This is a genomic window from Bacillus sp. UNCCL81 (assembly GCF_900112535.1).
Taxonomy (GTDB): domain Bacteria; phylum Bacillota; class Bacilli; order Bacillales; family Bacillaceae_G; genus Gottfriedia; species Gottfriedia luciferensis_B.
Map to the genome: position 1 here is coordinate 165404 of NZ_FOMF01000007.1, position 17911 is coordinate 183314.

Sequence of the window (17911 nt, forward strand, 5' to 3'; positions counted from 1 at the left end):
TATCACTTTAACTCCCATAGGACTATTTATTTTAAGTCGCACTATGAGGAAATAGATGGAAAAGTAAATACTTTAAGTCATCTGTTTATCTTAAAATACTATCAATCTTAAATTGATTTTTTTGTCCCTTTATAGTCTAGGGCGCATTTCTACTCTTTCTAATCGAGAATTTTCACGAAGCTTTCTTCCAGCTTTCGCTTGTTGTATACCATTTAACTCGACATTATCACCTGTAAAGCCTATATTAACTTTTAATAAACTTCCGCCTACACCATATAAATCTACTGGTACACCTTGTTTCTCAAAAGCTAAGATTCTTTCTACAGTAAATCCACCGCTTACTACAATTTGCACATGCTGATACCCTTCTTGATCTAGTGCATTTCGTAAAGCAAAAATTAACGGAGGATTTACACCCCTAGGGTCAAAACTTCCTAATAATTCAGGATTACAAATAAAATACTGATCAATCATTGTTTTTGATGTATCTACACGTACAGCCTTTAATTTGCTACCATATTCTCGTGCAACCTTTAAAGCGTCATTTATAACATCATTATTATAATCTACTAAGACAATTAAATCATCTTGTGGATAAACTTCTGTGTATGCACGGGCAGCCTCTACTACATCACCATTATACATTTGAATTAGTGCATGAGGCATTGTACCCATACCTTCATTGCCCCACCACTCATTCATTGCATGGGTTGCTTGTGCAGTTGCACCACCAATAAATGCAGCATAACCGTCACCTGCTTGGGTCGTGAAATGATCATCACGATCTCCCATGAAAATAACAGGCTTTTTAATGCCTGCGGATTTTGCAGAATGTTTTACATTGTATACATTTGTAGCAACAGAAGTACGTCTAGCTAAAATACCGTCAATAATTCCCTCTAAATAGCCAAAATCAGCATATTTACCTTTAATTGTTAAGACCGTTTCAAATGGTTCAATCATATCTCCATCCTTTAAAGAATGAACAATAAGATTTTCTGGATGATCTGCAAAAGTTTGTAAAATCGCAATTGCTTCATCCGTGCCACATAATACTGCACTTTCTCTTTGGAAAAATTGCATTGTTACTTCAGTATCTGGCTTCTTTTTTCGAATAATTTCTCTAGTTTTTAAAAAATATACAGCTGAAAACCAGCCCTCTCCGATTCTCTCATCAAATTTAAATGTTTGGTTCGTTAATCGGCTTATTTTACCTTGTAATTTTAAATCTAATTCTTTTTCCATGAATCTTCACCTGCTGAAAAGTATCGTTCTTTTTTTTCTAGTATGGGTTAAAAAAACTTTAACATTCGTTACTTAATTTTTATCGAATTTTTAATTTATCACTCAGAACGAAACTCCTCTAATGATGTAATCAGTACATCACGAGGTTTACTTCCATTTTGATTCGATACGATCCCGTGATCAAACATTAGGTCAATTAATCTAGCTGCACGGTTGTATCCAATTCGAAAACGTCTTTGTAACATTGAAACAGAAGCACCTTTTTGATCAATGACAAACTCCACTGCTTCTTGAAAAAGTTCATCATCAACATCCTGTGCATCCGCTTTTGCTACAAGTTCCTCTTGATTAAATAAGTAATTCGGTTTTTGTTGGTCTTTAACAATCTCTACAACATGTTCGATTTCATCATCCGAAACATAAACGCCTTGTAATCGAATTGCTTGAGATTTTCCATTATCTAAGAATAACATATCTCCTCGTCCAAGTAACTTTTCAGCTCCGCCAATATCAATAATTGTTCTAGAATCTACTTGTGAAGAGACTGTAAACGCAATCCGTGTCGGTATGTTTGATTTAATAATACCGGTAATGACATCAACTGAAGGTCTTTGTGTTGCAACTAATAAATGGATTCCGCATGCTCTCGCTTTTTGAGCAATACGACAAATATAAGTTTCTACATCCCCAGGAGATACCATCATTAAATCCGCTAATTCATCAATAATAATGACTAAGTATGGTAACTCGTCATTATAAGCACCTTTTTTCTTCGCTAAATCATTGAATCGCTTAATATCTCTTGCCCCAGCATGAGCAAATAAATCATAACGTCGATCCATCTCATCACATGCCCACTTTAAAGCAGCAGTCGCGGCTCTAGCGTCAGTAATGACCGGCGAAATAAGATGTGGAATATGATTGTACGGTGCAAGCTCAACCATCTTAGGATCGATTAATATTAATTTCACTTCATGAGGTTTCGCTTTATATAAAATGCTAACTAAAATCGAATTAATACATACACTCTTACCAGATCCTGTTGCCCCAGCAATTAACCCGTGTGGCATTTTTGAAATATCTGCATAGACAGGATCTCCACCTATATCCAGTCCAAGAGCAACAGTTAAAGGTGACTCGCTTTGCAAAAATTTATCCTGGCTAACTAATTCTCTTAAGTAAACAGGCTTACTTTCTTTATTTGGTACTTCTATGCCTATTGCACTTCGACCAGGAATCGGAGCTTCAATTCGAATATCTCTAGCTGCTAAGCTTAATTTAATATCATCTTGTAAGTTCGTTATCTTATTTACTTTCACGCCAGGCTCGGGCTGTACTTCGAAACGAGTTACTGTTGGACCTTGGGTTGCGGCAATTACTCTAGCTCCTACATTAAAATTATGTAATGTTTCTTGTAGTAGTTGCTTTTGATCTTCAACCCAATCCCCATCATTAAATTGTTCAATTGGGGGTTCAACTAATAAATCTAATTCTGGTAATTCATAAAGTACTGGTGGTTGTTCATCTAAACTTTGAGGCTCATCAGTCTGAACAATCTCATTTTTAGTCTCTATCGTTATATCCGTTTCTGTTATACTTTCTACAGTTTCAAGAACTGGCTGATCTTGAATTCCTTCAGGAGGATTTTCATATGTGATTGCTTCGGCAATTATTTCACTTGGTTGAACTTTTTCTGAAGATAAAATTTCACTTTGTTCAGATAAACTAGCATTCTCGATCAACTGTTCATTTTGTTTTATCTCAACTTCTTCATTTACCTTTTCTACTGTTGCAGCAGATTCATTTTGTAATTCACGAAGTTGTCTCATTATATTTGCTTTTCTTGATGCCTCTACATCACTTCTAAGCATCATTACATTAAAAGGAAAATGACGTTTTTTCTGACGTTTCTCCATTGGTTTAGGTTCAGATTCCTCTTTATCGGCTTCAATTTCAGTCTGTTCATTAGAATTTGCAACAGAATTTTGATTAATTTCAGCGGATTCTTCTACTTTGGATTCTACCGTAGAACTTTCATGCTGTACTACTTCTTCTTTAATCTCTTCTATAACACCATCTAGCTCGACTGTTAATTCCGATTCTACTTCATACTCTTCATTATTTTGAACGAGTTCAATCCCTTTGTCTTCGTTTTCATCTAATTGAACCAAAGTCTCAGCTTTGTGCTCATTCGACTCATTTTTTTCAATGATATCTTCAACATTTAGTTTAATATGAGCATGGTAATCGTTTTCTTTTTCTTCTTTAATGGAGACAAGATCTAATCTATAAATATTTACTTCATGTTGTACTTCTTCACTCTCAACTTCATCTTCCGCTTTAATTTTTAGGGTTTCAAGCTGTACTTCTTCATCCATCACTTTAGCTTCTGCTTCAATTTGATGGATTTCAAACTTTTCTTCTTCATCTTTCTCCTCAGCTTCTGCTTCAATTTGGTGAGCCTCAAGCTGTACAACTTCATTCTTCTCTTCAGCTTCTACTTGAAGAGCTTTAGGTTTTAAATCTTCATTCTTCTCTTTAACTTCAATTTCATGAGTTTCAAATTGTACTTCTTCAACATTCAACGTATCTTCTACATTTTGATAATATTTAGCTTGTAGCTCTTCATTCTCAATTTGAATAGCTTCAGTTTGAAGTTTTTCATTTTCTACTAGATTTAATCCTTCAATTATTTCTTGATTTTGATTGCCGAAACTTCCAATTTCGAAAGAGTTGGTTTCAACTTTTTCAAGTACATTATTAATTTGAGAAGCTTCAACTCTCATTTCTTCATTTGTTGAAGAAAGGATAGAATCAGTAGCATTTTCTTCTTTTATTGGAGGCTTTTGATAACCATAAATTGGTGAAATATATTCACTAGGTCGAAATGGTGTTTTTCTTTTTGGACGAAATACAATATCGACCTTTTCTTCTTTTTCTACTTTTGCTGGTTCTTCTTCACTTTTTGTGACTTGATTTTTTTCAAGTCGACTAGATAAATTACTTTTATCAAAATGATTATTTTGAAAAGTATTTCTAACAAAATTAGTACTCTGATTATATGTAGGTTTATATTCTTTATTTAAATTGTTTGGTGACTTCTGCCAAATATCAGCATTTTTTTCTTGTTTAATAACTGGTTCTTCAATTTTTGTTTCCTTTATCGGCTTTGGTGATGGTAATTCTTCATCTAATTCAATTGGAAATCTAAATTTTGGACGCTCTTGTAAAGCGTTTCTCTTTTTTTCGATAGAGTGTGATTGATATACTTTCTCCTCAACAGGCTTTTCTTCAAACCCTTCTTCAAACTCTTCTTCAATCTCATTAAGGCTATTCGCCTTAAAAAGGCTTTTTAACCATTTTTTCATTTTTCTCACTCTCTCTATTTCTTTTCATACCTTTTATTTTAACATGTGACATAATGACAAAAAACACATTATTATTACAAATTGCGCTAGTTCAATCATATTTCGATATCAAATATATAATTTAATCAAATTAATATTAAAATAATAATTCTTTTATTGAAAAACAGAAAAAATACTAGACCAATTCATGGCCTAGTATTTATACGAAAATATATATTATTTAGTTAAAAAAAGCTTTTCCAACTTCAGCATCAGCTTCAAGAACTAAGATTCCTTTTTCTTGTGGAGCATCAGGTAAATCAAGTTCACGTGCAGAGCAAATCATACCAAATGAATCCACTCCACGTAAATTAGCATCCTTAATGACTAATCCTGATGGCATTACTGCACCAACTTTTGCAACAACTACCTTTTGTCCTTGTTCAACATTCGGAGCACCACAAACAATTTGTAATGTATCTGTTCCAACGTCAACTTTGCAAATATTTAATTTATCAGCATTTGGATGTTTTTCTTTTTCGATTACATATCCAATAACGAATTTAGGTGAAAGGTCTAATACTAAAGTATCTTCAAACCCTTCTTTTGCAAGTAATTCATTAACCGAATTAACAATATGTTCGGTAATCGTAACGATACCATTTTCTTGAACATCTACATAAGTAGATGCATCAAACACATTAATAGCAACTGTTTCATTCGTAACTGCACTATATACGCGTGCTATATTCCCTTTTCGTTCAACTTTACGATCTTCTGATGGAATTTGTTTTAATGTAATTAATAGCGTATCGCCGATTCCTTCTTTGTTATAAAAAATATTCACTTATTTCTTCCTCTCTATTGCTTCTTTTGTTTCCCTAAAATAAATACTGGCATTAGCTTCTCATTTTCGTAAGCAAATGACAATGATGTAATTGGTATTTTCCCACTTGCAAAGAAACTCATATTCATTTGCGCCATTATATCATAACCTATGTTATTTCGAATGTCAGCAAGGATTAGTACATCTCCATGAGGAATTCCTACTAATAATTCACCTTTTACTTTTGATTGAATTTCTTTTATAAAAGTACTGTTTAGTACTCTACTCGCATCGTATCCATCATTTGTACGTACAAAATAAAAAGTATTTTCTGCAACAATATCTTCTTTTACTTGAACAGGCATTTTTCTTAAATTAAATAAAGCAATAGAATGAAGTTGCTCTTTTGTATAACCTGACTTTACTAATAATCTTTCATCGATAAGTTGATACGTTTTTTCTGAATCAATAGCATAGTAAATTCTAGTTTCTGCAGTATGCTCATCAGTTACAAATAAATTTCCTTCTTCCTTTTCAGTCGGAAACGATGTAGCTCGAATAACTGGACGAATTTGTTCTTCAAGAAATACAGTTTCAGAGTGCATTGCAGAAAGTGCTTCTTTTATATAATAAATTAATTCGTTAAATGCCTCTTCACCTTCAGCCTCAAACTTTGCTACTGCACTATTTAAAGAGACACTCATCCCTTTATTACTTTCAATCCCTTCAATTCGAAGGTCTTCTTTTTCACGATCATAGATAAAACGCCAATCTTCATTTCCAAGGCGATTTTCTATCATTTTTTTTAAGTCTAGTGTTGTTTTTTTAGCCAATTGTTTTACCTACCTTATTAGCCTCTTAATCCTTCAAGAAACTCTTCTACTTGTTCTTTTGTTTTACGATCCTTATTTACATAACGACCAATTTCTTCACCATTATTAAACGCTACAAAGCTTGGTATGCCAAATATATCTAGATTTTGGCATAACTCAATAAATTGGTCACGATCTACATAATAAAAGGTAAAATCTTTATTTTCATCAATTATTTCTTGGAAGAACATATCTAAAAATCTGCAATCTGGACACCAATCTGCTGAAAATTGGAAAACCACTTTTTCTCCTTGTTTCGCTTGTTCGAATTGTTCAACTGATGTAATTTTTTCCATTCTTTTTCCCTCGCTTATTCGTTTTCTTTTATTTTATCTTATTTTTATCGATATGCAAAAAGGACGACCTCAATTGTTTTCTTCTTTTCGTTTCTTGAATTCATATTGTCCAAATAGTAATTCACAAATATGTTCAAAGATTTCTGTCCTAGTAATTCGACCATTTGTAAATACCCCTACTGCCCCTTCTTTACTTCGTATATCTTTTTCATTCGTATATTGTTCCATTAATACTGAAAGCTCAGTTCCATTTCTTAGCTCATTAATAAATTCGCTAGGTAATAAAATTTTTGCTCCGCTTGCTAGTATTACCTCATTTTCATACACAAGTGCTCCCCAGTTACAAAGAAAAAGCCGATCGTTTTCTATAATGACTCCACCTTCTAATCCAATACCGATTTCCGACTCACCTGCGATTCTAGCATTATATGCTCTATTTATAGCACCTTGCATAGTTTCTTGATCAGTCAAAGGTTGATTCGAAACATTTGATGGAACATTTAGTCCCTCAACTTTATACTGATTAAAAACTTTTTTAACAGCTCCTACTTTTGTGGGATTTAAAGAACCAATAATTATTTTCATTGTCTTAACTCCATTCACCGCTCTTATGCTTTTTAGTTAAATATAATTTTAATATACAATAAAAAAGACACTTTCAAAATGAAAGCATCTTTACAATCTATTGAATCATTCAATTATTACCTCATTTTGGGCAAACATTTTTCTGCTATGATAGCATAGAAACATAAAACCCCTTCCAATCTTTATCTTTTGGCTACAAAAGTATCAATATATCGATAAATAGCATGGGCAACGCCATTTTCATCATTATTTAGAGTAGAAGTTGTACAAATTGATTTAATATCTTCTTTTGCATTCCCCATTGCAACACTATATCCAACTTTTTCAAGCATCGAAATATCATTATTACTGTCGCCAATAGCCATGGACTGTTCTAAAGAGCCACTCATTAAAAAAACTAACTTTTCTAATGCTAATCCTTTTGATGCAGAGCGATTCGTAATCTCAATATTATGCTCCGCTGATGAAACAACCATCAAATCAATACGCTTATTAAATTGATTTCTAGCCTCTTCTAATTTTTTCATATCAAACGTACATACTAAAATATTATTAACTTCTTCATTTCGTTGTATGATTTCTTGACAATGATCAACTAATACATACCCAAACTGATCGAATTGTCTTTCCGCAACATTAACTAATTCTTTCATATCTTCATCTAACTCAACTCTTTTAAGGCTATTAATCTCATTTTGAAAAATTTCTCTTCTTTCTTTAAGAGCATAAATGCTTTTATCTGTAAAAACTTCAAAATAATAATTTCGTTCATCAAGCCACCTTAATATCTGTTCAACATTCGTTTTTGAGATTGTAATTGATGAGATACATTCTCCGTATTTTGAATGGATTGTTGCCCCATTTGTTCCGATCACATATGGCGATATCCTGAATCTTTCACAAATTTTTTTGGCATCAAAATGAGCTCGACCAGTTGAAATAACGATTTCAATTCCATTTTCCCCTGCAAATTTAATTGCATTAATATTTTCTTCACTAATTTCATTCTCATTATTTAATAGTGTTCCATCTAAATCTATTGCAATGAAACTCATTGATTATATCCCCTTTAATTTATTATGCTTTTCATCTAGTTTTATAGTGTTCAGTAATCGGTCATTACCAAAATGGCAAGCTTAAGAAGGACAATAACGATTCATTCATTATGTTATTGTCTACTTAACAAAAAAGAATTCAATGAATATAGTCCGTCTTTTTTAATTTGCTTGAATCCATTCGATTTCTTTTAATATTGAATGCTCTTTCCATTCTTCTGGAAATGAATGGTCACATACTATTGCATCAACCTTTTCAAGAGAACAAACTTTACAAAATGTATCTACACCAATTTTCGAGTAATCTGTTAATAAAATCACTTGCTTCGACACTTCCACCATTTTTCGAGAAACTAAAGTTTCATGGAAATGATAGTTGCTAACTCCATTTTGAGCTGAGACACCACCCGCTGAAATAAATGCCTTATCAACATTAAATTGACTTAGTAATTGTTCTGTTATACTCCCACTCATTGACTGTTGTTTTGGATCAACTATTCCACCTAGTAATAATATTTGTCCGGTAAACTTATTTTGATTTAATGATTCTGTTAACAGGGAAGATACCGGTAATGAATTAGTCAATATAGTAATGTCTTTTTTATTTTCAATACACTGAGCAAATTCAAGCATTGTTGTGCCTACATCAATCGCAATGACATCTCCATTGGAAATTTGGTCCATGGCCTTTTTACCAATTTTTACTTTTGCTTCCTGATTCACAGTCGTACGCTGCATAAAAGGAGGTTCCTCATTTTGGTATACTGTTTTAATTGCTCCACCATACACCTTTTTTAAAAGACCTTTTTCCTCTAATATCATTAAATCTCGACGAATGGTTTCTTCTGATACATTAAATTGTTCAACTAAATCGATAACTTTAACTTTTCCTTTTTTATTAAGTTCTTTTAAAATCTCGTTTTTTCTTTCCTCAGGTAAAACAGACATTTTAATCCTCCAGAAACTTTAAAAATTTATAAGATAACGCATTCTTTTTTAGGTACAATAATGTTCACATGTTCTCCTTGCTGGAACATTTCACCTCGGTGGTTAAGGTTGTCTACAAGAAATGCAGATTCTTCGGTTTCAACTTCGTACCTTAAGACATTACCAGTCATAGTAACATCTGAAATAATCCCCTTTATTCCCCAGTTTTGTTGTAAATCCATGCTGTCATTTCCTACAGCCACTAATTTTAATACTTCAGGTCGAATTGCTACATCATTTCCAATTAATTCATTACTACATACAAGTTTATGGAAAGCTTCCATCTTATAAATATTATAATTTCCGATGAATTTTGCTACGAATTTATTTACTGGTGTTGTATAGATCTCGGTAGGTGTACCTTCTTGTACTACATTTCCATTATTCATAACAAAAATTCGATCCGACATTGTCATTGCTTCTTCTTGGTCATGTGTAACAAAAATAGTCGTAATATTTAGTTCTTGCTGTATTCTTTTTAATTCCTTTTGTAAGCTTTTTCGAATTTTTGCATCTAATGCACTTAACGGTTCATCTAATAATAGTACTTTTGGTTCCATGACAAGCGCTCGAGCTAAAGCAACTCTTTGTTGTTGCCCTCCTGATAAGTGGTGAGGGTAAGATCCTTCTTTTCCTATTAAATCAACTATTTCTATCATCTTTTTTACTCTTACATGTATGTTTTTTGCTTTTTTCATTTTTAGACCATATGCAATATTTTCAAATACTGTCATATTTGGAAAAAGTGCATATGACTGAAATACCATACCTACCTCGCGTTGGCGCGGAGATAAATTAGTTATGTTCTTCCCATCTATTAATATATTTCCTATATCGACGTCTTCAAGTCCTGCAATAGAACGTAATAAAGTACTTTTCCCGCATCCACTTTGACCTAAAAGCGTTACGAATTCTCCTTTATTTAATGTTAATGAAATATTATTTAAGACGACTTGATTTTGATATTTTTTAGTCACTTGATCAATATTTACATAGCTCATTTAACTTCACCTTCTATTGCAGTATTTTTTATATAACCTTGTTTTTTAAAAATAGACCGCCTCTTATTTAACACGGCAGGATTTTTTTTAGTTTTAAACGTGAGTTTTAAGACTGTTCCAGTTAAAAGTAAAATCACCAAATAATAAGTAATAACTATGGCACTTGTTAAATGACCACTACTATTTAGTTTATCGGCAAGATAGATTTGAAGGGTTTCAAATCTTCCACCTACTAGTAAATTTGCAAATGCAAACTCACTAAATAAAAGAGCTACGGACAATAAACTTGATACTAATATTCCAGATATAATATTCGGAAGCACAACCGTTCTAAACGCTTGAAATTTAGTTGCACCAAGTAATTCAGCTGCATCTACAAGTTGAATGGCATTTATTGTTCTAAGACTATTACGAATACCTTGATACATAAAAGGTAGAATGGTTATAAAGTAAGCTCCAACTAGTATCCATGGAGTACCAGCAATTTGAAATGGTCCATTAGAATAAAGCTTAATTAGCCCAACTGCTCCTACAATAGGTGGGATACCATACGGAAGCATCGCAATTGCTTGGAGAATTCCTTCAAATTTATTAAAATATACAGTTATAATAAAGATTGTTGGAATCATGATTGAAACACTTAAAGTGACAGTTATGATAATTAAAAATAATGTTCGTTGAAAGGCCTCAAAAAATCGTCCATCTTGAAATAATTCAATATACCAATTTAATGTATAGCTCTCAGGTAAGATTGAATGATCCCATTTAGTTGCAATTGAAAATAAAAATGTACCGACTATTGGAATTAATAAATAGATTACAAGTAATCCAACTATTACTTTAAAAAATGTTGTTTGTAATTTCATCGTAAATCCCTCCTAATGCGGCGCATCATTCTTTCATTAATCCACATCGCTCCAATCATGGTCGTTGCTAAAAGGACTCCTAGTGCGCTACCTAATTGTGGTTTTAATGTAACGTCACTTGAGACTAACGAGGCTATTTGTAATGACAATAAATTATAATTGCTACCAACTAATGCGTAGGCTGTTGCATAAGCACCCATAGCGTTAGCAAATAAAATACTAAATGTGCCTACTATACTTGGTAATAGTACTGGAATTCCAATTCTTAGCCAAAATGATATTGTTGATCCTCCTAATAATGCAGAAGCTTCCTTCCATTGTTGCTTTATTCCTTGAAAAGAAGGGTATATCAACAAAATCGCTAATGGAATCTGAAAATAAATATAAACAAGGATCAGTCCGGTCCAAGAATATAAATTAAAATCCGCAAATATATTCCAACCGAGTTTTGCAAAAAGCAAAGTAAATAATCCATTGTTTCCAAGTAAAATAATATATGAGAAAGAAAGAGGGATTCCTTCAAAATTTGAAGTCACATTAGCAATCATTAATAGACGATTTTGTATTTTACGTGAAAACTTTGTAAAGGAATAAGCTGTGACAACAGCTATTAGGATCGAAATCACTGCCGAAATAATTGAAATAACTATACTATTTTTGATAGCTTGTAAGTAAAACTTACTTTTAAATATAGTTATATATTGATTCATAGTTAGATGGATTCCGTCATCTGCGTAAAAACTATTCTTAAACATTGCCATCATTGGCCCTAATTCAAATCCTATTACAAACAATACAAATGGCAATAAAAGAGCTAGTAAGTAAATCTTATGATTTTTTATTTTTTGCAAAGCTTCTCGCTCCCTAAATTCTTTATACATTAGAGAATTGGTAAAATTTTCACTAAACCAATTCCCCTTCCATAAAAATCTTCATATCATTAAAACGTCAATTAATTTCTTTATATCCAGGTAACTGATATGAAATCATCTTATTTGATGGCTCTATTTTTAAGAGCTTACAAACAAGTGGAGCAAAAGCCAACTGAGGGATTACTTCGTTATAAACACCAGGCTCAACTTTTGGACTGATGATAAACAGTGGTACATCTCGTTCCCCCGGTGTTATTCCTCCATGATTACCAGTTTCGCTCATCCCATGATCAGAAGTAATTAAAATGTGATAACCTTCTGACATCCAAATTGGAAGTAGTTGAGCTAACAAACTGCCTACTTTTAAAATTTGTTCACGATATTCTTTCGATTCTGAACCAAATAGTTCTCCTTTAACATCTACACCTAAAGGGTGAATGTATATAAAGTGTGGATCATATTTTCTACGTAAAGCTTCTGCATCCATAAACACGTGACTGTCTGGATAGTCATCATCCCAATAGAATTTTCCGTATTGAATCGCTTTAGAAAGATCATCTTGTTCTCGATCTTCAATAAAATTAAATGGTGCTCGATTATATAGCTCGCTTACCCAGTAATACGAAACCGCTCCATTTCTTAAACCATTTTCCTTTGTAAGATGAAAGATACTTTTTTCATTCGATAAACGAACTGCTTGATTAGATGTAATTCCATTTACAGATGAAGGTGTTCCAGTTAATAACACCTCATATAATGGGCGAGAAAGACTCGGAAGCTCCGATTTCATCTTGTATAGTGCTGCTTGATTTAATTCCACTAAATGCTGAACATATCCAAGCGCTTCGCATGCTTTGTCATATCTCATTCCATCAACAACGATAGCTATAACTTTATTTGACATTTACTAACACCTCTTCTTGCCATTTTTGAGGTAAAGTTTTTGCAGTTTCTTCCCAAGCCTTAAAATCTCTAATTGGCTTTGCATTTTTGTATTCCTCTTTTGGAACCATCTTTTCAGCTACATCCTTTGGAAGTTCAACATTACGAATTGGTCGAGCAAATCCTTTTGCTAAGTTTATTTGTCCTTCATCGCTTAGAATATATTCCCTTGTAGCCATAGCAGCATAAGGATGTTTAGCATATTTATTGATAATAGTTGAGTATCCACTAACAACTGATCCATCACTTGGGATAGATACATCAAATTGACTACGCTTAATTGCTTCAGCATAACCAAGCGCATTAAAGTCCCAAACAAGTGCTACTTCAACCTCTCCTTTTTCGATATTTGCTGGTTTAGCATCTGTTAAGCTTAATCTCCCTTGCTTAGCAAGCTTTTTAAAAAAGGCGATCCCTGGTTGGATATTTTTTTCATCTCCACCGTATGCAATAGCAGCAGCAAGTACGGCCATTTGGTTTTGTGTACCACGTTGAACATCTCCAACTGTTACTTTATAATTTCCCTTTAAAATATCGTCCCAAGATTTAGGAGGTGTTTTTACTAGTTCTTTATTTGTCAGAAAAGAAATAGTTCCTTGGTATCCGACTACCCAGTCACCATTGTCATCCTTTGCCCAATCAGGAATCTCGTTCCAGTAAGATGTTTTGTATGGAATAGTTAACTTCTTTTGTTCAGCGATTGGACCAAAAGACATTCCAACATCCCCAATGTCAGCAGTAGCATTCTCTTTTTCAGATTCCATTTTTGCAATCTCTTCCGCACTAGACAAATCTGTGTCAGTGTGTTTCAAATTATAATTTTTATTAACTTCATTCCAAGTTTCAACCCAGTTAGCCCATGAATCTGGCATACCTACACTATTTATTTCACCTTCTTTTTTTGCTTTTGTTTGAATTTCTTCAAGTGTTAATGAATTTGGATTTAATACAGATTCACTTTTCGTTTCTACGGCTTTTCCGCATGCTGTTAGTCCTAGAACTGTCATACCCAAAACGACAACCTGCACTGCCTTGTAACTTTTCTTTTTAAATTCAGTTTTCATTTTAGATCTCCTCACATTAATGTGGTTTGTTTAATGTTTGTTACTGGTTATTACGGTTTTATCATAAAACAACATCGTAAAACCCACATTAACTGTATGTTAAGAATTTATTAATAACATTAATTGAAAGTAGAGTTAAGGTTCTAGGTAATAGATAAGAAAAGATGTGAAGTGTAGGGATTTGGGAAGGCAAGGTAAGGATTTTCAATAAAAAAAGAAGCCTCTTTTTAAGGCTTCTTTTTTTACTTTCTTAATAATTACGTAATGTTTCAACTGTTGTTTTATCAGTCGCTTTAACTAGCTTAACAAGTAATTCCTTTGCAGCTAAATAATCATCAACATGAATAATCGATGCCGCAGTGTGAATATAACGTGAGCAGATACCAATTACAGCAGATGGTACGCCATCGTTTGAAACATGTACTCGTCCAGCATCTGTTCCACCTTGTGAAACAAAATATTGGTATGGAATTTTATTCGTTTCTGCAGTATCTAAAATAAATTCACGGATTCCTTTATGAGTAACCATTGTTCGGTCTAAAATTCGTAATAAAACACCTTTACCTAATTGACCAAACTCGGATTTTGAGCCTGACATATCATTAGCTGGGCTTGCATCTAATGCGTAAAAGATATCAGGTTTAATCATATTTGCAGCTGTTTGTGCCCCTCTTAGTCCAACTTCTTCTTGAACAGTAGCACCTGAATATAAAATATTTGGTAATGTTTCGTTTTGAACTTCTTTTAATAATTCAATAGCAAGTCCACAACCGTAACGATTATCCCATGCTTTTGCCATAATTTTTTTCTCATTAGCCATAGGAGTGAACGGACATACTGGTACAATTTGTTGACCAGGACGAACGCCAATATTTAGTGCATCTTCTTTGTTATCTGCACCAATATCGATTAGCATATTTTTCATATCCATTGGTCTAGCTCTTAACTCATCGCTTAATAAATGCGGTGGAATTGAACCAATCACACCAATAACTGGTCCTTGATCTGTCATTACTTGAACTCTTTGAGCAAGCAATACTTGATTCCACCAGCCACCTAGTGGTTGAAATCGTAACATCCCATTTTCTGTAATTTGAGTAACCATGAAACCAACTTCATCCATATGACCTGCCACCATTACAGTAGGTCCATCTTCAGCTCCACGTTTCACTCCAAAAATACTTCCTAAACGATCTTGCACAATCTCATTTGTATATTTTTCAAGTTCTTTTCTCATGAAGTGACGCACTTCATGCTCAAATCCTGGTGCACCTTGTAATTCTGTTAAAAATTTAAAAAGCTGTAGAGTGTCTTGATTCATAATTAAAGTTCCTCTCTGTACAAAACATATCTTCTTTTTTTATTTTATCTAAAAATAACTCATAATACCAATGCTAACCGTTGAAATGTTGCCCCAGTTTGACTAAGATAAGTAGTAGAATATTTTTTCAAGCGCATAATACATAAATAGAGGTGGTACAAATGAAACTTAAACGTGTCTTAATTGGCTTAGGTTTAGGTGTTGCTGGTGGACTATATTTACAAAAAAAATTATCTTCACAATATATTCCAGCAGAAAAAGCATTAAAAACAATTAAACCAGTATTTCTTTCATATGGTAATGTAACTGGAACTTGGATTCATTCAGAACCAAAGTGGGCAGATTTACCTGATTATGAAGGTGATGTTTATGAAGGTGGTTTTACAGTAGTAGAATCAGATAATGACACTACAAACTATTCATTCATCATTAATGCTGTAAATGGTGAGCTTATTTCTGCTCAAATTGTTTAACAACAATAGCCAAATTACTTGGAGCGTTCGATCGACTGTAATACTTGTCCTTCAGCGCTCCATTTTATTGCTCTAAATACATCGTCATGATAGAACGTAAACCAAGATTTTTTTTGCAAACCAAAATTAACCCATTTTTCTTTTGCGTAAATAGATGTCATTGGGTAATCATCATATGCCATAACCCATAATGGTGACTGATGTGCATGTGTTGGCATTAAATCCCCCATATGCAATAATAGCTCGTCTTCAGTTTCAATTTTTATAATACTGTGCCCATCGCTATGTCCACCTGTGTGAATAATTGTAATCTCATCTGTTAAAGAATATTCTTTTTCAAATGCAATTACTTGGTGCCCAATTGCTTCCCAATTTTCTTTCCAATATGTATTACTTGAACGAATATTCGGATTTCTCATCTCATCCCATTCAATTTGAGAAGTAATAATTTTTGCATTCGAAAATACAGGTTTGAATTCACCATTTTCAAGCCTCGTTAATCCACTTGCATGATCAAAATGCAAATGTGTCATAATGACATAATCAATATCGTCTAGTTTTAATCCATGCTTCGCTAATGATTCTTCTATCATTGAATCTTCGGTAACGCCAAAATTTCTTTTTTGCTTCTCATTTAATTTATTAACACCAATCCCACTATCAATAATTATGTTTAAACCACTTGTTTGAATAAATACCGGGTCAGTACGTAAAGGGATTTGGTTTTTCTCATTAACAATATATTTTTTTGACCAAAGCGCCTTTGGAACAACTCCAAACATTGCTCCACCATCTAAATGGGTATTTCCTCCAGTAAGCCACTGAATTGTACAAGTTCCAATTTTTAACTGTTCCATACTTATCCCCCTTCTTTTTTACTAGACCTAAATATTATACCACTTTTCGAATTTACTGAATATTTCAAGAGCAGGAATAGGTAAAAGAAAGGGAACAATAAGGAATATGAAATGAAAATTCCGTTTTAGATTGCCTAAAAATAAACAATCTTATTAAAATTTCGCGTGTTGCAGCAAAAAAAGACTATCGTGATAAATAGATCACGATAGTCTTTTGATTAGATTAGTTTCTATAAGCAGCTTCAACTCGGTAAATACGGTTACCTTTTGAAGAAAACTTCTCTTCGTATTCAGTCATAATATTTCCTTCAAAATCACTATTATGAAGATCTAAGCTTAAGAAATGCATAGTCATTCCGTAGTTCGCCATACTCATGATTGAAAACTCGAATAAATCTTGATTATCTGTTTTAAAATGAATTTCCCCATCATTTTTCAAGATTTGTTGATACATGTTTAAAAATGTTTTATATGTTAATCGACGTTTTTCATGACGAACCTTTGGCCATGGATCAGAAAAGTTTAAATAGACTCGATCTATTTCTCCGTCCTCAAAGAAATCCGTTAATTTTTGAGCATCTACATTTAACAGCTTTAAGTTTGGAACTTCAGCTTCAATTAATTTATCTAATGCATCAGAAATTACACTTGTATATTTCTCAATGCCAATATAGTTAATATGAGGATTGGCCTTAGCCATACCGACCATAAAACGACCTCTACCCGTACCAACCTCGATATGAATAGGTTGATCATTTTGGAAAACTTCATTCCATTTCCCTTTTTGTTCTGACGGATTTGGAATTACATAATGAGCATTTTCTTTAACTTGATCTGCCGCACCTGGCTTATGTCTTAATCTCATAAGATTTTACTCCCTCTCGATTTTGCAATTTATATTTACTCAAAGAAAAAACCAAGCACGATGGCACTCGGTTATTCACGTATAGTATAAAATCATTTCGTATAACACAAACTATTTCAAGTGTACTTAATAAAAAAAGGATGTGAATTTATGCCTTTAAATCATGAACATCAATTAACAATTTTACGAGATATTCTAATGAATCACCAATCTGACTGTTGTGGAACTGTATCAGAATGTGAACAATTGGAAAGACTTGTTCAATCCTTATTAACGAACGACCAAATAACAGATGATGTGAAAAGCATGTTAAATGACGTTTATTATTATAGTCAGTCTGGAAAGTATTCTGCTGATTTAGATCAACACATTACAAACCACCAAAATCAACTCTCACAATGGGTGACTGATTTTAATACTTATTCTTAATCTATATG

18 protein-coding genes are annotated in these 17911 nt (G+C 33.0%); 2 read left to right on the plus strand and 16 right to left on the minus strand.

Going from position 1 to position 17911, the window contains the following annotated elements; all coding sequences use genetic code 11:
- Positions 1 to 129: 129 nt before the first annotated feature.
- The 14 genes from BM319_RS16440 to BM319_RS16505 all read right to left on the minus strand — a co-directional run bounded on the left by BM319_RS16440 (position 130) and on the right by BM319_RS16505 (position 15279).
- A complete protein-coding gene (locus BM319_RS16440) occupies positions 130 to 1245 on the minus strand; it encodes a nicotinate phosphoribosyltransferase (RefSeq protein ID WP_069034701.1) in 1116 nt (371 codons plus the stop codon).
- A gap of 98 nt (positions 1246 to 1343) precedes the next feature.
- A complete protein-coding gene (locus tag BM319_RS16445) occupies positions 1344 to 4613 on the minus strand; it encodes a DNA translocase FtsK (RefSeq protein WP_091023699.1) in 3270 nt (1089 codons plus the stop codon).
- Positions 4614 to 4833: 220 nt separating this feature from the next.
- The gene (ytpR, locus tag BM319_RS16450) at positions 4834 to 5439 is read right to left on the minus strand and encodes a YtpR family tRNA-binding protein (protein WP_069034703.1); all 606 of its coding nucleotides are present in this window, start codon (positions 5437 to 5439) and stop codon (positions 4834 to 4836) included.
- A 14-nt stretch (positions 5440 to 5453) separates the two neighbouring features.
- Positions 5454 to 6251, minus strand: coding sequence for a DUF1444 family protein (locus BM319_RS16455; RefSeq protein WP_286143805.1), 798 nt, complete (start codon positions 6249 to 6251; stop codon positions 5454 to 5456).
- 17 nt (positions 6252 to 6268) lie between these two features.
- Positions 6269 to 6586: a thioredoxin family protein gene (locus BM319_RS16460; RefSeq protein WP_069034704.1), complete on the minus strand. Its 318-nt coding sequence runs from the start codon at positions 6584 to 6586 to the stop codon at positions 6269 to 6271.
- Positions 6587 to 6655: 69 nt separating this feature from the next.
- Positions 6656 to 7171: a DUF84 family protein gene (locus tag BM319_RS16465; RefSeq protein WP_069034705.1), complete on the minus strand. Its 516-nt coding sequence runs from the start codon at positions 7169 to 7171 to the stop codon at positions 6656 to 6658.
- 182 nt (positions 7172 to 7353) lie between these two features.
- The gene (locus tag BM319_RS16470; protein WP_069034706.1) at positions 7354 to 8226 is read right to left on the minus strand and encodes a Cof-type HAD-IIB family hydrolase; all 873 of its coding nucleotides are present in this window, start codon (positions 8224 to 8226) and stop codon (positions 7354 to 7356) included.
- Between the two features lie 162 nt (positions 8227 to 8388).
- Positions 8389 to 9174, minus strand: a complete 786-nt coding sequence (locus tag BM319_RS16475) for a DeoR/GlpR family DNA-binding transcription regulator (RefSeq protein WP_069034707.1) — start codon at positions 9172 to 9174, stop codon at positions 8389 to 8391.
- A 26-nt stretch (positions 9175 to 9200) separates the two neighbouring features.
- Positions 9201 to 10214, minus strand: coding sequence for an ABC transporter ATP-binding protein (locus BM319_RS16480; RefSeq protein WP_091023701.1), 1014 nt, complete (start codon positions 10212 to 10214; stop codon positions 9201 to 9203).
- Positions 10211 to 11080, minus strand: coding sequence for an ABC transporter permease (locus BM319_RS16485; protein ID WP_069034709.1), 870 nt, complete (start codon positions 11078 to 11080; stop codon positions 10211 to 10213). Before BM319_RS16485 ends, BM319_RS16480 begins: the two co-directional genes overlap by 4 nt.
- Entirely contained in the window at positions 11077 to 11931 is an 855-nt protein-coding gene (locus tag BM319_RS16490; RefSeq protein ID WP_084006978.1) for an ABC transporter permease, read from the minus strand. The genes BM319_RS16485 and BM319_RS16490 overlap by 4 nt, the downstream gene beginning before the upstream one ends.
- A gap of 97 nt (positions 11932 to 12028) precedes the next feature.
- Entirely contained in the window at positions 12029 to 12856 is an 828-nt protein-coding gene (locus BM319_RS16495) for an alkaline phosphatase family protein (RefSeq protein ID WP_069034711.1), read from the minus strand.
- Positions 12846 to 13958 (minus strand): ABC transporter substrate-binding protein, encoded by a 1113-nt coding sequence (locus BM319_RS16500; RefSeq protein WP_069034712.1) that lies wholly within the window; start codon positions 13956 to 13958, stop codon positions 12846 to 12848. The genes BM319_RS16495 and BM319_RS16500 overlap by 11 nt, the downstream gene beginning before the upstream one ends.
- 250 nt (positions 13959 to 14208) lie before the next feature.
- Positions 14209 to 15279 carry a M42 family metallopeptidase gene (locus BM319_RS16505; protein WP_069034713.1) on the minus strand — a complete coding sequence of 357 codons (1071 nt, stop codon included), beginning with the start codon at positions 15277 to 15279 and terminating at the stop codon, positions 14209 to 14211.
- Positions 15280 to 15440: 161 nt separating this feature from the next.
- Here BM319_RS16505 and BM319_RS16510 point away from each other — a divergent pair, with 161 nt between their 5' ends.
- A complete protein-coding gene (locus BM319_RS16510; RefSeq protein WP_056473349.1) occupies positions 15441 to 15752 on the plus strand; it encodes a PepSY domain-containing protein in 312 nt (103 codons plus the stop codon).
- A 14-nt stretch (positions 15753 to 15766) separates the two neighbouring features.
- Here BM319_RS16510 and BM319_RS16515 read toward each other — a convergent pair whose 3' ends face one another.
- Both BM319_RS16515 and trmB read right to left on the minus strand, forming a co-directional pair.
- Positions 15767 to 16609 carry a YtnP family quorum-quenching lactonase gene (locus BM319_RS16515; RefSeq protein WP_091023703.1) on the minus strand — a complete coding sequence of 281 codons (843 nt, stop codon included), beginning with the start codon at positions 16607 to 16609 and terminating at the stop codon, positions 15767 to 15769.
- A gap of 223 nt (positions 16610 to 16832) precedes the next feature.
- Entirely contained in the window at positions 16833 to 17474 is a 642-nt protein-coding gene (gene trmB, locus BM319_RS16520; RefSeq protein ID WP_069034715.1) for a tRNA (guanosine(46)-N7)-methyltransferase TrmB, read from the minus strand.
- Between the two features lie 150 nt (positions 17475 to 17624).
- Here trmB and BM319_RS16525 point away from each other — a divergent pair, with 150 nt between their 5' ends.
- Entirely contained in the window at positions 17625 to 17903 is a 279-nt protein-coding gene (locus BM319_RS16525; protein WP_069034716.1) for a YtzH-like family protein, read from the plus strand.
- The last annotated feature ends 8 nt before the right edge of the window (positions 17904 to 17911 follow it).